We start from the raw sequence: 13876 nt of genomic DNA, 5'->3' as shown, positions 1-13876 counted from the left end.
CGGATCGGGAGCGCAGCCAGAGGCGATCGGGTCCGAGCCCTGTGTGAAGTAGGGGCGCTACGCGCGTAGAGCGGCCCCTTTCCCCAAGGAGAGTGCGCCATCGACGCGTCCAGCAGCCCTCCGTCCACCGCTCAGTCGACCGCGGCGGTGGAGCTCACGGGCATCACCAAACGGTTCCCCGGAGTCGTCGCCAACCACGACATCCACCTGGCGGTCCGCAGGGGCACCGTGCACGCCCTCGTCGGCGAGAACGGCGCCGGCAAGTCCACCCTGATGAAGATCCTCTACGGCATGCAGAAGCCGGACGAGGGCACCATCGCGGTCGACGGCGAGCAGGTGACCTTCAACAGCCCGGCCGACGCCATCGCCCGCGGCATCGGCATGGTGCACCAGCACTTCATGCTGGCCGACAACCTCACCGTGCTCGAGAACGTCGTCCTGGGCAGCGAGAAGCTGCACGGCATCGGCGCCGCCGCCCGCAGGAGGATCGAGGAGATCTCCGACCGCTACGGCCTCGGCGTCCGCCCGGACGCCCTGGTCGAGAGCCTCGGTGTCGCCGACCGCCAGCGCGTGGAGATTCTCAAGGTCCTCTACCGCGGCGCCCGCATCCTCATCCTCGACGAGCCCACCGCCGTACTCGTCCCGCAGGAGGTCGACGCGCTCTTCGACAACCTGCGCGAGCTGAAGGCCGAGGGCCTGTCCGTCATCTTCATCTCCCACAAGCTGGGCGAGGTCCTGTCGGTCGCCGACGAGATCACCGTCATCCGCCGCGGCACCACCGTGGGCACCGCCGTTCCCGCCGAGACCACCCCGCGCCAGCTCGCCGAGATGATGGTCGGCAGCGAACTGCCCACCCCCGAGACCGCCGAGTCCACGGTCACCGACCGGCCGGTCCTCACCGTCGACAAGCTGCGCCTTCAGGCGGAGGGCGGCCGTGCCGTCCTCGACGACATCAGCTTCACCATCCACGCCGGCGAGGTCCTGGGCATCGCGGGTGTCGAGGGCAACGGCCAGACCGAGCTGATCGAGGCGCTCATCGGCCTCAGGGCCGCCGACTCCGGCACGATCACCCTCGAGGACCAGGACATCACCGCCTGGCCCACCCGCAGGCGCCGCGAGTCCGGCATCGGCTACATCCCCGAGGACCGCCACCGCCACGGGCTTCTGCTGGAGGCCCCGCTGTGGGAGAACCGCATCCTCGGCCATGTCACCGAACGCCCCAACGCCAAGGGCTTCTGGCTGGACCTCAAGGGTGCCCAGGAGGACACCCGCCGGATCGTCCGGGAGTACGACGTCCGCACCCCCGGCATCGACGTCACCGCCGCCTCCCTGTCCGGCGGCAACCAGCAGAAGCTGATCGTCGGCCGGGAGATGAGCCACAAGCCGAGGTTCCTGATCGCCGCCCACCCCACCCGAGGGGTGGACGTCGGCGCCCAGGCCGCGATCTGGGACCACATCCGCGAGGCCCGCCGCGAGGGACTGGCCGTCCTGCTGATCTCCGCCGACCTGGACGAGCTGATCGGCCTGTCCGACACCCTCCGGGTGATCTACAACGGCCGGCTGGTCGCCGACGCCGACCCGGCCACCGTCACCCCCGAGGAACTGGGCTCGGCCATGACGGGCGCCGCGTCCGGCCATCTGGAACACACCGAGAACACCGAGGAAGAAGCCGGCCCGGAGGACGAGGCCCGATGAAGAAGTTCGACAGGGAGCGGGTGCTCCTCGCGGTGGCCGGGCCGGTCATCGCACTCGTCGCGGCGATCCTGCTGACCTCGGTCGTGCTGATCGCCTCGGGCAAGAGCCCGATCGAGCCGTACCTGCTGATGATGGAGCAGGCGGCGTTCTCCGACATCCAGGTGCTCATCATCAACCAGGCCTCCATGTACTACCTGGCGGCCCTGGCGGTGGCCGTCGGCTTCCGCATGAACCTGTTCAACATCGGTGTCGACGGCCAGTACCGGCTCGCCGCGATGATGACCGCCGTCGTCGGCGCCCACCTCGCCCTGCCCTCCTTCCTGCAGATACCGCTGCTGCTGCTCGTCGGCATGCTCACCGGTGCCTTCTGGGCCGGTATCGCGGGGGTGCTGAAGGTGACCCGGGGCGTGAGCGAGGTCGTCGCCACGATCATGCTCAACGCCATCGCCACCAGCCTCATCGGCTACCTCACCCTGAAGGACGTGTGGGGCGTGCAGGTCGGCAACAACATGACGACCGGCGTCATGAAGGAGTCCGGCTGGATCCCCGGCATCGACCTGGGGCCGGAGGTCGGCGAGATCTACGGCCTGGTCTTCCTCTCCATCGCCATGGGCGTCGCCTACTGGATCGTCCTCAACCGCACCCGCTTCGGCTTCGACCTGCGCGCCAGCGGCGCGTCGGAGACCGCCGCCGCGGCCTCCGGTGTCGACGCCCGGAAGATGGTGCTCACCGCCATGCTGATCTCCGGCGCGGTCGCGGGCCTGTCCGGTCTGCCGCTGCTGCTCGGCGACGTCCACACCTACAGCCTGAGCTTCCCGACCGGCCTCGGCTTCACCGGCATCACCATCGCCCTGCTCGGCCGCAACAACCCGGTCGGCATCGCCTTCGCCGCCCTTCTGATCGCCTTCCTCGACAAGGCCTCTCCCGCTCTCGACTACGCCACCCCGGTCGCGTACGAGAAGGAGATCGCCACGATCATGCAGGGCCTGATCGTCTTCGCGGTCGTCATCTCCTACGAGGCCGTGCGCCAGTGGGGTCTGCGCCGCCAGCAGAAGCGGGTCGGCCTGGAGCTCGCCGCCGCGGCCGCCACCCAGAGCAACTCCGAGAAGAAGAAGGAGGTGGCGGCCCGATGACCACCGCGACCATCGCCAAGCCGCAGGCCGTGCGACCCGGCAAGGGCGGCCGCCGTGTCTCCCTCCCCGTCCTGCTGCTGATCATCGCGGGCATCCTGGTCCTGACCTCGGTCGTCCGTATGATCACCGGCGCGCACGGCATCACCTCGACCGGACAGATGTCCACCGCCCTGCGCCTGGCCATCCCCATCGGTCTCGCCGGCCTCGGCGGCCTGTGGGCCGAACGCGCGGGCGTGATCAACATCGGTCTCGAGGGCATGATGATCCTCGGTACCTGGTTCGGGGCCTGGGCCGGCTATCAGTGGGGCCCGTGGACCGGTGTCGTCTTCGGCGTCGCCGGCGGTGCGCTCGGCGCGGTGCTGCACGCCATCGCCACGGTGACCTTCAACGTCAACCACATCGTCTCCGGTGTGGCCATCAACATCCTGGCCCTGGGCACCTGCCGCTATCTGTCGAAGTTCACCTTCGAGCACGCCCCGCAGGGCTCCTCCAAGCAGTCCCCGCCGATCGAGTCGCTGGGCAGCTTCTCCGTGCCCGGTCTGTCCGACTGGCTGGGCACGCTCAACGCCAAGCACTGGTTCCTGGTCTCCGACGTCGCCGGACTGCTCGGCGGCCTGGTCACCGACGTGTCGCCGCTGACCGTCGTCGCGATCGCCCTCGTCCCGCTGTCCTGGTGGGTGCTGTGGCGCACCGCCTTCGGACTGCGGCTGCGCTCCTGCGGCGAGAACCCGGTGGCCGCCGAGTCGCTCGGGGTCAACGTCTACACCTACAAGTACCTGGCGGTGATCATCTCCGGTGGCTTCGCCGGTCTGGGCGGTGCCTTCCTCGCCCTCGTGGCCTCCAACGTCTACCTCGACGGCCAGACCGCCGGCCGCGGCTACATCGGCCTCGCCGCGATGATCTTCGGCAACTGGATGCCGGGCGGTCTCGCCCTCGGTGCCGGTCTGTTCGGTTACACCGACAGCCTGAACCTGCGCGGCGGCATCACCAATGTGCACGCGTTGATCCTGCTGCTGGCGATCCTGCTGGTGTTCGGTGTGGCATACCTGGCCTGGAGGAAGAAGGTCGTGCCCGCCGTCGCCACCGCGGCGGTCTCGGCGCTGATGTTCGCCTGGTACCTCGGCACCAACGAGGTGCCCAAGCAGGTCGTGACCGCCACGCCGTACATCGTCACCCTGCTGGTGCTGTCGCTGTCGGCACAGCACCTGCGGATGCCGAAGGCGAACGGTCAGCCCTACCGGAAGGGACAAGGCAAGTGACCCAGGACGCCGCGACGGTCGACTGGGAGGCGCTGCGGGAGGAGGCGCGCGCGGCGATGGCGCGCGCCTACGTCCCCTACTCGAACTACCCGGTCGGCGCCGCGGCCCTGGTCGACGACGGCCGGATCGTCACCGGCTGCAACGTCGAGAACGCCTCCTACGGGCTCGGCCTGTGCGCCGAGTGCGGGCTGGTCTCCCAGCTGCACAACAGCGGCGGCGGGCGGCTGACCCACTTCACCTGCGTGGACGGCAACGGCGACGTCCTGGTGCCGTGCGGGCGCTGCCGGCAGCTGCTGTACGAGGCCGGCGGGCCGGACCTGCTGCTGGAGACACCGGCGGGGATCCTGCCGCTGTCGGAGATGCTGCCGCAGGCCTTCGGGCCGGAGCACCTCTCCTCGTAAGTCCCGGCGGCCCCCTCGAGCCCGTGAGGCCCAGGGGGCCGCCCCCTTCGCACCCCGGAAGGAACAACCGAGCCCATGGCCATGGACGCCGTCTCCGTCATCCGCACCAAGCGGGACCGCGGCGAGCTCAGCGACGAACAGATCGACTGGGTGATCGACGCGTACACCCGCGGGGAGGTCGCCGACGAGCAGATGTCCGCGCTCGCGATGGCCATCCTGCTCAACGGCATGAACCGGCGCGAGATCGCCCGCTGGACCGCCGCGATGATCGCCTCCGGCGAGCGCATGGACTTCTCCTCCCTGTCCCGCCCGACCGTGGACAAGCACTCCACGGGCGGTGTCGGCGACAAGATCACGCTGCCGCTGGCCCCTCTGGTCGCCGCGTGCGGCGCCGCCGTCCCGCAGCTGTCCGGCCGCGGCCTCGGCCACACCGGCGGCACCCTGGACAAGCTGGAGTCGATCCCCGGCTGGCGGGCGCTGCTGTCCAACGAGGAGATGCTGTCCGTGCTGGACGACGTCGGCGCGGTGATCTGCGCGGCCGGTGAGGGACTGGCCCCCGCGGACAGGAAGCTGTACGCCCTGCGGGACGTGACCGGCACGGTCGAGGCGATCCCGCTGATCGCCTCCTCCATCATGTCCAAGAAGATCGCGGAGGGCACCGGCTCCCTGGTCCTGGACGTGAAGGTCGGCACCGGCGCCTTCATGAAGACGAGGGAGGACGCCCGTGAGCTGGCCCGGACGATGGTCGGTCTGGGCACGGACCACGGTGTGCGGACGGTCGCGCTCCTGACGGACATGTCGACTCCGCTCGGCCTGACGGCGGGCAACGCGCTGGAGGTCCGTGAGTCGGTCGAGGTCCTGGCCGGCGGCGGCCCGGCGGACGTGGTCGAACTGACCCTCGCCCTCGCCCGCGAGATGCTGGACATGGCCGGCCTGAAGGACGCCGACCCCGCCAAGGCCCTGGCCGACGGCTCGGCGATGGACGTCTGGCGCCGCATGATCACCGCCCAGGGCGGCGACCCGGACGCCCCTCTGCCCACCTCCAGGGAACAGCACGTGGTCAAGGCCCCGTCCTCGGGCGTCCTGACCCGTCTCGACGCCTACGACATCGGCGTCGCCGCCTGGCGTCTGGGTGCCGGCCGCGCCCGCAAGGAGGACCCGGTCCAGGCGGCGGCGGGCGTCGAGCTCCACGCCAAGCCCGGCGACACGGTCACCGAGGGCCGGCCCCTGCTGACCCTCCACACGGACACCCCCGAGCGCTTCGCGTACGCGCTGCAGGCGGTCGAGGGCGCGTACGACATCGCCCCGGCCGGCACACCGTTCACGCCGTCGCCGGTGGTGCTGGAGCGCATCGCCTGACCAGGAGCCGCCTGACCAGGCATTTCCCTTTCGGGCGAACGGGACCGGTGGACCTGCGCCGGTCCCGTTCGTCATGCTGGGATCGGTGACGCATCGATAGGAGACCGCCATGAGCGCACTCACCGTCCGCCATGATCCCGAGCAGAGCTGGGACGACCTCGTCCGGTTCTGGGAGGAGATGGAGTGGCCTGAGGGCAGCAAGGTGGAGATCATCGAGGGGATCATCACCGTGTCACCCGCCCCCGCGTACCGCCACAACGTGATTGCGGAACGTATTCAGCGTCGCCTCTACTCAGTGATCCCCGATGACTGGGGGATCTTTCAGACGTTGGCCATTGCCGTGCCGTCACGTCTGGGCATGCTCATCCCGGACCTCGTGGTGGCTCCGGTGAGGGAGGACACGGAGGCGGACACTCACATCCCTGCCGCCCTGGCCGAGCTCGTGGTCGAGGTCACGTCCAGGACCAACGCCCGGCACGACCGCATCAGCAAGCCTGCCGCCTACGCCGCCGCGGGCATTCCGCTCTACCTCCTGGTCGACCGCTGGGCCCCTGACGGTCCCACCGCGACGCTCTACGGAGAGCCCAAGGGAGACGTCTACCGCCCGCTGAGCAGCGCCAAGTTCGGCGAGGCCCTCACACTTCCCGCCCCCTTCGACCTCGTTCTCGACACCGCTGAATTCCCCACCGTCTGACCCCGTCCAGGCACGTCGCGCCTCCGCCCTGCGATGAGTCGGGCCCGGCCGGGCGGTCCACAGACTGTGGACGCCATGACACCCGCCGTACTCGTCCTCGCCGGCCCCGTCGCCCGGGACGAGGCGGCAGAGCTGTGCGAGAAGGTGCGGGCACTGCTGGAGGACACCCGGGCCGGGGTCGTGGTGTGCGACGTGGGCGGGCTCGGGCCGCCGGGGCTCGGCGTCGTCGGCCTGCTGGCGCGGCTGCGCGCCCCCGACCCGGCGCTACCCGGCCTGCTCGACCTGGCCGGTCTCTCCTTCGAGGCGGAGCGGCAGTTCGAACAGCGGAAACCAGCGCCGGGTGTCGAGGAAGCAGTGGAATCCGATGATCCGGCCCTCTGACATCTCCAGGATCTGCACCGACCAGGGGGTGAAGCCGCCCTGGTCGGGGTCCGGCTTGTACTGGGCGAAGCCCGGCAGTCCGTTGGCCCGCACCGGCAGCAGCCGGGAGCCCGCGCAGGCGGAGCCCAGCGTGGTCATGAATCCCGTGATGTCCGCCGGACCCGTCAGCCACAGGTCGAACGGCGGCATCGTCATCACCGCGTCCTCGTGCAGCAGCGCGGTCAGCGCCGCCATGTCGTATCCCTCGAACGCCTGCACATAGCGCTCCAGGAGCCGTCGCTGCTCCTCGTCCAGCGGGTCCGACACGGCCGCGCCGGCGCTCCGGTCCTTCCGCGCGGCGAGCGTGGCCCGCGCCCGTTGCAGGGCGCTGTTGACCGAGGCGACCGACGTGTCCAGCAGTTCGGCGACCTCGCTCGCCTTCCAGGCCAGCACCTCGCGCAGGATCAGCACCGCCCGCTGCTTGGGCGGCAGCTGCTGCAGAGCGGCCATGAAGGCCAGCCGCACCGACTCCTTGGCGACCGCCGCCTCCGCCGGGTCCTCGACCGCCGGCAGCACCCGGGCGTCCGGCATCGGCTCCAGCCAGATGTGGTCCGGACGCGGGGACAGCACCGCACGGGCCAGCGGCAGGGACTCGGTCAGGTCCATCGGCCGGGCGCGCTTGCCGCCCGCCGCCAGCATGTCCAGACAGACGTTCGTCGCGATGCGGTAGAGCCAGGAGCGCAGACTGGAGCGTCCCTCGAACGTGGCGTGACCCCGCCAGGCGCGCACCAGGGTCTCCTGGACCGCGTCCTCCGCCTCGAAGGACGAGCCGAGCATCCGGTAGCAGTAGCCGGTCAGCTCGACCCGGTGCTTCTCCAGCTGCTCGTCGAGGTCCGTCGCCGCCCTGGTCGCCGTGCCGTTTCCCATGGTCCACCCACCCCTGTGGCCGTCCTGTCCTGTGGCCGTGCTGTCCGGAGCGCGTAGTCACGCCCCGTACTCCGGAAGCTAACGCGGCCCACTGACAACACCCCGGGAGCGGAGGAACCGGCAGGCCGGGCGGTGGCTACGCCGGCACCGGCGCCTGCCGCGCCGCCCTCCGGGCCGCCCGCGAACCGAGCACCGTGATGAGCACGACGCCCAGGACCGCCAGCAGCCCCACGCCGACCGTGCCCGCCCAGCCCTCGGCGTGGAAGGCCACCGCGCCCACCGTGCTGCCCGCGCTGGAGCCGATGTAGTAGGCGGACTGGTAGAGCGCCGAGGCCTGGGCGCGGCCGTGGGTGGCCTGCTTGCTGACCGCCGAGGAGGCGACCGCGTGCCCGGCGAAGAAGCCCGCCGTGATCAGGACCAGGCCCAGCAGCGTCGGCGCGGCCGAGGCCGGCAGGGACAGCAGCAGACCCGCCGCCGTCGTGGCGCCCGCCAGGTACAGGGCGCCCCTGCGGCCCAGCCGGCCCACCAGCCGGCCCGCCGCCGACGCCGAGACCGTGCCCACCAGGTACACCAGGAAGACGGAACCGACGATGCCCTGGGGCAGGGAGAAGGGAGCTTCGGACAGGCGGTAGCCGATCACCGTGTAGACACCGCCGAACACCGTCATGAACAGCGCACCGATCGCGTACAGACGGCGCAGCAGCGGGTCGGCGAGGTGGTCGCGGACCGTACGGGCCAGCACGCGCGGACGCAGCGAGCCCGCCCTGAAGTGCCGCGGTGCCGGCAGCAGCAGGCGGAAGGCCACCGCGCACCCCGTCGCGAGCACACCGATCACCCCGACGGCGACCCGCCAGCCCCACTCCTGGGCGACCCAGCCGGTGATGACCCGGCCGCTCATGCCGCCCACGCTGTTGCCCGCCACGAACAGACCGATCGCCGCGACCAGCGCCCTGGGCCGGACCTCCTCCGCCAGATACGCCTGCGCCGACGCCGGCAGACCCGCCAGCGCGGCACCCTGCAGCGCCCGCAGCACCACCAGCACGCCCAGCGACGGCGCGAAGGGCACCAGCAGCCCGACGGTCACCGCGACCGCCAGCGAGGCCGTCATGACCGTACGCCTGCCGAAACGCTCCGACAGCGCGCTCATCGGAAGGACGAAGAGCGCCAGACCGCCGGTCGCCGCCGCCACCGTCCAGCTCGCCTCGCCCGCCGGCACCCGGAACTCGCCGGAGATCAGCGGCAGCAGGGCCTGAGTGGAGTACAGCAGCGCGAAGGTCGCGACGCCGGCGAGGAAGAGCGCCAGGTTCATCCGGCGGTAGCCGGGGCTGCCCGGAGCCATGCGGGAGCCGGAGCCGGACGGAAGGCCGGTGGACGACGAGACGGCGCCCACCAAGGTGGACACCTTGCTATGGGCAGGAGTCATGCAGCGACCGTACGGACCCCGCCCTTCATCCGTCCAATGCATGAACTCGGCATAATCGTTCCCATGGTGCATCAGCAAAGGTCACAGGGGCGCATGTCACACACCGGTGACACAGAAGACATCGTCACGCTCCTCGCGCCCCGGCTCGCCCACTTCGCCGGGGCGGCCCGCACCGAGCACGTCACCCGTGCCGCGCAGGAGATGCGGATCCCGCAGTCCACGCTGTCGCGGTCCCTGGCCCGGCTGGAGGCGGACCTCGGCGTCGACCTCTTCGCCCGCCGGGGCCGCACGGTCTCCCTGACCCGCGCGGGCCGCACCTTCCTCGCCTCCGTCGAACGCGCCCTGGCCGAGATCGGGCGCGCCGCCGACGAGGTGCGCGCCGACGCCGACCCGGCCGCCGGCAAGGTCGCCTTCGGCTTTCTGCACACCATGGGCGCCGAGACCGTGCCGGGCCTCATCCAGGCCTTCCACGCCGACCACCCCCACGTCCGCTTCAGCCTCGTCCAGAACTACAGCGAGGCCATGCTGGAGCGGCTGCGGGCCGGGGAGCTCGACCTGTGCCTGACGTCTCCCGTGCCGGACGCGCCCGACCTCGTGGCCCGCCGTCTGGACGAGCAGAAGCTGCGCCTGGTCGTCCCCGCCCACCACCGCCTGGCCGGCCGCCGCCGCGTCCGCCTGGCCGAGGCCGCCGACGAGTCCTTCGTGACCCTGGAGCCCGGCTACGGCCTGCGGCGTATCACCGACGCCCTGTGCCGTGAGGCCGGTTTCACACCGCGCGTCGCCTTCGAGGGCGAGGAGGCCGAGACCCTGCGGGGCCTGGTCGCGGCAGGGCTCGGGGTCGCCCTGCTGCCCCCGCCGCCCGTTCCCCGCCCGGGCGTCGTCGAACTGACGGTGACGGCCCCGCGCGCGGTCCGGGAGATCGGCGTCGCCTGGCTGGACGGCCACCCGGACACACCGCCGGTGGCGGCCTTCAAGAAGTTCCTGCTGTCGAAACGGGGCAAGCTGCTCCCCGACTGAGCAGGGCACCTTCCGCTTCCCGCCCGGGCTTTCCGCCCGAGCGGGGCAGTCCGGGCGGGGCCTCCTCTGTCGGTCCTGTCAGCCCTGTCGATCCTGTCAGCCCTGTCGGTCCTGTCGGCCCTGTCGGTCCTACCGGCGCCACGACCTGCCGAAGCCCGCGGCCAGCGGCATCCGCAGCCCCAGCGGAGGCGGGGCCGCGAGCGCGTCCTGAAGCGGCCGGGAGAACGCCCGCCCGAACAACGTGCCCATGACGAAGTCCGAGGTGAGTGCGGCGACTTCGTGCCGGTACTGCCGCAGTCCCTGCCTGTCGGAGTGGACTTCGAACCGGCACACGTCCCGGTTCACCTTCTTCACCCGCTCCGCGAACCGGAACGACAGCTCGGGGTCGGCCCGCCTGTCGTTCGTGCCGTGCACGATCAGCACCCGGCGCCCGACGAGCTGCTTCACCGACTCGGGCGGGATGGCCGCCTCGTCCCCGGGCAGCCGGGGGGCGAGCGCGACCACGGAGCAGACGGCCTCGTGTCCGCCCGCGTGCAGTGCGGCCCGGCCCCCCAGGCCGAGGCCGACGAGGCACACCGGCACGTTCCCGTGGCGTCGTACGACCTCCTCGACGGCCCACAGGGCATCGTGGGCCGGATGGGCCTCGTCGCCGTTCCAGCCGTGATAGCGGTAGTGCACCACATGGACGGCCAGGCCCTCGGCGCGCCCCGAACGGGCCAGCCGGCCTCCCAGCGCGCGCACCGAGGCGGCTGCCAGCAGCGGTGAGGGCCTGCGATCGGACACGTCCTGCCCGTTCGGGAGCAGCAGCACCGCTCCGCCCACCGCTGCCGGCTCCGGGCCGAGCGTCCTTCCCAACCGGGCCCTGCGAACCGGCGTCGACTGCTCTGTCATGACAGAACAGTCTCAGAAGCTCCGGCGTATGCCACCCGTCGGGGCGGTCACCGTTGCATATCGACGGACGTGTCCGGGAGGTGATTCCCGCGCGCAGGGGTTAGCGTGCGGAAATGACGAGCCAGACCGTCCTGCCGAGGAACACCCCGAGCGCGGACCAGATCCGCCGGGCGCCCAAGGTTCTGCTGCACGACCACCTCGACGGTGGGCTCCGTCCGGCCACCGTCGTCGAACTCGCCCGTGACGCCGGGTACACCCGGCTTCCCGAGACCGACCCGGAAAAGCTCGCCCTGTGGTTCCGGGAGGCCGCCGACTCCGGCTCCCTCGAGCGGTACCTGGAGACCTTCTCGCACACCGTCGGCGTCATGCAGACCCGTGACGCCCTCGTCCGGGTCGCCCGCGAGTGCGCCGAGGACCTCGCCGCGGACGGTGTCGTCTACGCCGAGGTGCGCTACGCCCCCGAGCAGCACCTGGAGGGCGGGCTGAGCCTGGAGCAGGTCGTCGAGGCCGTCAACGAGGGCTTCCGGGAGGGGGAGCGGGCGGCGCTCGCGGCCGGGCACCGCATCCGTGTCGGCGCCCTGCTCACCGCGATGCGGCACGCGGCCCGCTCCCTGGAGATCGCCGAGCTCGCCAACCGGTACCGGGACGCGGGTGTGGTCGGCTTCGACATCGCGGGCGCGGAGGCCGGCCACCCGCCCACCCGGCACCTGGACGCCTTCGAGTTCCTGAAGCGGGAGAACAACCACTTCACCATTCACGCCGGCGAAGCCTTCGGGCTGCCGTCCATCTGGCAGGCCCTGCAGTGGTGCGGCGCCGACCGGCTCGGGCACGGGGTGCGCATCATCGACGACATCCAGGTGCGCGAGGACGGCACGGTCAAGCTGGGGCGGCTGGCCTCCTACGTCCGTGACAAGCGGATCCCGCTGGAGCTGTGCCCCAGCTCCAATCTCCAGACCGGCGCGGCGTCGTCGTACGCCGAGCATCCGATCGGGCTGCTGCGGCGGCTGCTGTTCCGCGCCACGGTCAACACGGACAACCGGCTGATGTCCCACACCAGTATGAGCCGGGAATTCGAGCACCTTGTCGACGCATTCGGTTATGCACTCGACGACCTCCAGTGGTTCTCCGTCAATGCGATGAAATCAGCGTTCATTCCTTTCGATGAACGACTGGCTATGATCAATGACGTGATCAAGCCCGGTTATGCGGCACTGAAATCCGAATGGCTGTTTCAGGGGCCTGTGTCTACCAGCGGTTTCGCAGGGTCGAAGGGCTGATCCGGGGAGAGCGGGAGCGTGCTCCCTTCACAATTCTTCCGCATTTCTGTGTTTGCGGCGGACGGCTCGGCGTGTTTACGGTCGTGGACCGCTCAGTTCCCCGTCTTCCATTCAAGGACGCACTTTCATGAAGCAGTCTGCCGCCAAGACCCTCGGTGTCGCCGCTCTCGGTGCCGCCTTCGCCGCCGTCGGCGCGGGTGCCGCGAACGCCGCGCCGGCCGCTCCGGACGCGGGCAAGGTGCTGGGCTCCGTCAGCAGGGCACTTCCGACGGAGGAGGTCAGCAAGACCCTGCCGCAGACCGGTCAGGCGCTGGACCAGGCCGGGCCCACGGTCAAGAAGGGCCTCGACACCGCGCAGCCCGTCGCCCGTGAGGCGCTCGGGAACGACCCGGCCAAGTCGGCGACCGGTCTGCTCGGCGGGCTGCCGGTGCACGGCACGCCGGTGAACGGGCTGTCGCTGCGCTGAGCCGACCGCTGTGCGGCCGGGGCGCACCCCTTGTCCGGGGTGCGCCCCGGCCGCGTTCGTCCGCTTCTTCGCTTCCTTTGCTTCCTTCGCTTCTTCGCCTTCGGGCGCTTTCGGCTCCTACGGCCGGCCGCGGCCGGCGCCCGGGCAGGCAGGGGCGGGTCGGCCCTTGCGGTGTGTCTGAAGCGGGCAGGTCGCCTGCCGGCCCGATGACATGAACCCGATGGCATGCACCCGAGGGCATGAACTCCGCGTGCCCCGCGCGACGAGGCCCGCCGTGACGTTGCGGGGGCACGGGCCTGCCGTTCCCGGCCTTTATGGAGCCGACGGGGGCAGAACGTCGGTCCACGGGGCGATGCCCACCCGGGGCATCGCCGGAGTGCGGCCCTGGGACGCGTCCTCCTGGGGCCCGGCCGGCCGGTCCCGGCGTTCGGCCCTGCGGCGCAGGCGGGCGCGGGCCGCGGGGACGACCGCCAGATGGGCCAGGGCCACCCCCACGGTGTTGAGCAGCAGGATGTCCACGTCCACGACCCGGCCGGGCACGCCGGTCTGGAGCAGGGCGATGCCCAGCGAGACCAGGGCGCCGGCGGCCATGGTGCGCAGCAGGGAGACCACCCAGGAGACACGGAGTCTGCCGTGGACCATCGGCAGCAGAACGCCCAGCGGAGCGAGCGGCGCGAGTCCCTCACCGATGCGCCGAGCCGCCTCGGGCCAGCCCAGCGCCAGGTCGGCGCGGATGGTGGCGAGCGGGTACAGATTGGGCGGTGTCACCCAGGGGACGTCCAGCGGACGCAGCGTGAGCCAGGCGACCAACGCGAGGTGGATGACAAGGAGGGCACCTCCCGCCACTCGGAGATGGGTCGCGACGCTGCCGCCGCTGGAGCCTTGACGCTGCACGTTCCCCTAGACGCGGCCCCCGGCACCATCGGTTCCGGCGGACGGGTATGTGTCACTGTGCGTGGTGCGTCACATTCCGC

General features: G+C 71.2%; 14 protein-coding genes. 10 read left to right on the top strand and 4 right to left on the bottom strand.

What is annotated here, in order from left to right; all coding sequences use genetic code 11:
- Positions 1-99: 99 nt before the first annotated feature.
- The 7 genes from ABD224_RS15365 (at position 100) to ABD224_RS15335 (ending at position 6922) form a co-directional block, all read left to right on the top strand.
- Positions 100-1695: an ABC transporter ATP-binding protein gene (locus tag ABD224_RS15365; RefSeq protein WP_344050172.1), complete on the top strand. Its 1596-nt coding sequence runs from the start codon at positions 100-102 to the stop codon at positions 1693-1695.
- Positions 1692-2828 carry an ABC transporter permease gene (locus ABD224_RS15360; protein WP_344050132.1) on the top strand — a complete coding sequence of 379 codons (1137 nt, stop codon included), beginning with the start codon at positions 1692-1694 and terminating at the stop codon, positions 2826-2828. The genes ABD224_RS15365 and ABD224_RS15360 overlap by 4 nt, the downstream gene beginning before the upstream one ends.
- Positions 2825-4087 (top strand): ABC transporter permease, encoded by a 1263-nt coding sequence (locus ABD224_RS15355; protein WP_344050130.1) that lies wholly within the window; start codon positions 2825-2827, stop codon positions 4085-4087. The genes ABD224_RS15360 and ABD224_RS15355 overlap by 4 nt, the downstream gene beginning before the upstream one ends.
- Positions 4084-4488, top strand: a complete 405-nt coding sequence (locus tag ABD224_RS15350) for a cytidine deaminase (protein ID WP_344050129.1) — start codon at positions 4084-4086, stop codon at positions 4486-4488. Before ABD224_RS15355 ends, ABD224_RS15350 begins: the two co-directional genes overlap by 4 nt.
- Before the next feature lie 81 nt (positions 4489-4569).
- Positions 4570-5847 (top strand): thymidine phosphorylase, encoded by a 1278-nt coding sequence (locus ABD224_RS15345; RefSeq protein ID WP_344050171.1) that lies wholly within the window; start codon positions 4570-4572, stop codon positions 5845-5847.
- Positions 5848-5956: 109 nt separating this feature from the next.
- On the top strand, positions 5957-6541 hold the full coding sequence (locus ABD224_RS15340; RefSeq protein WP_344050128.1) for a Uma2 family endonuclease: 585 nt from the start codon (positions 5957-5959) through the stop codon (positions 6539-6541).
- A gap of 75 nt (positions 6542-6616) precedes the next feature.
- Positions 6617-6922, top strand: coding sequence for a hypothetical protein (locus tag ABD224_RS15335; RefSeq protein ID WP_344050127.1), 306 nt, complete (start codon positions 6617-6619; stop codon positions 6920-6922).
- Here ABD224_RS15335 and ABD224_RS15330 read toward each other — a convergent pair.
- Entirely contained in the window at positions 6806-7828 is a 1023-nt protein-coding gene (locus ABD224_RS15330) for a sigma-70 family RNA polymerase sigma factor (protein WP_344050126.1), read from the bottom strand. The genes ABD224_RS15335 and ABD224_RS15330 overlap by 117 nt on opposite strands.
- A gap of 136 nt (positions 7829-7964) precedes the next feature.
- A complete protein-coding gene (locus tag ABD224_RS15325; protein ID WP_344050125.1) occupies positions 7965-9251 on the bottom strand; it encodes an MFS transporter in 1287 nt (428 codons plus the stop codon).
- Between the two features lie 63 nt (positions 9252-9314).
- Here ABD224_RS15325 and ABD224_RS15320 point away from each other — a divergent pair, with 63 nt between their 5' ends.
- Positions 9315-10268 (top strand): LysR family transcriptional regulator, encoded by a 954-nt coding sequence (locus ABD224_RS15320; RefSeq protein WP_344050124.1) that lies wholly within the window; start codon positions 9315-9317, stop codon positions 10266-10268.
- Positions 10269-10397: 129 nt separating this feature from the next.
- Here the strand turns inward: ABD224_RS15320 and ABD224_RS15315 are convergent, their stop codons facing one another.
- On the bottom strand, positions 10398-11159 hold the full coding sequence (locus tag ABD224_RS15315; RefSeq protein WP_344050123.1) for an alpha/beta fold hydrolase: 762 nt from the start codon (positions 11157-11159) through the stop codon (positions 10398-10400).
- Between the two features lie 113 nt (positions 11160-11272).
- Here ABD224_RS15315 and ABD224_RS15310 point away from each other — a divergent pair, with 113 nt between their 5' ends.
- On the top strand, positions 11273-12436 hold the full coding sequence (locus ABD224_RS15310) for an adenosine deaminase (RefSeq protein ID WP_344050122.1): 1164 nt from the start codon (positions 11273-11275) through the stop codon (positions 12434-12436).
- Between the two features lie 127 nt (positions 12437-12563).
- The gene (locus ABD224_RS15305) at positions 12564-12902 is read left to right on the top strand and encodes an ATP-binding protein (protein WP_344050121.1); all 339 of its coding nucleotides are present in this window, start codon (positions 12564-12566) and stop codon (positions 12900-12902) included.
- A 312-nt stretch (positions 12903-13214) separates the two neighbouring features.
- Here ABD224_RS15305 and ABD224_RS15300 read toward each other — a convergent pair whose 3' ends face one another.
- Positions 13215-13796, bottom strand: a complete 582-nt coding sequence (locus tag ABD224_RS15300; RefSeq protein ID WP_344050120.1) for a VanZ family protein — start codon at positions 13794-13796, stop codon at positions 13215-13217.
- Positions 13797-13876: the final 80 nt, after the last annotated feature.

The organism is Streptomyces thermoalcalitolerans, assembly GCF_039525155.1.
In the GTDB taxonomy this organism is placed as follows: Bacteria; Actinomycetota; Actinomycetes; order Streptomycetales; family Streptomycetaceae; genus Streptomyces; species Streptomyces thermovulgaris.
This window is presented reverse-complemented; position numbering and strand designations above follow the sequence as displayed.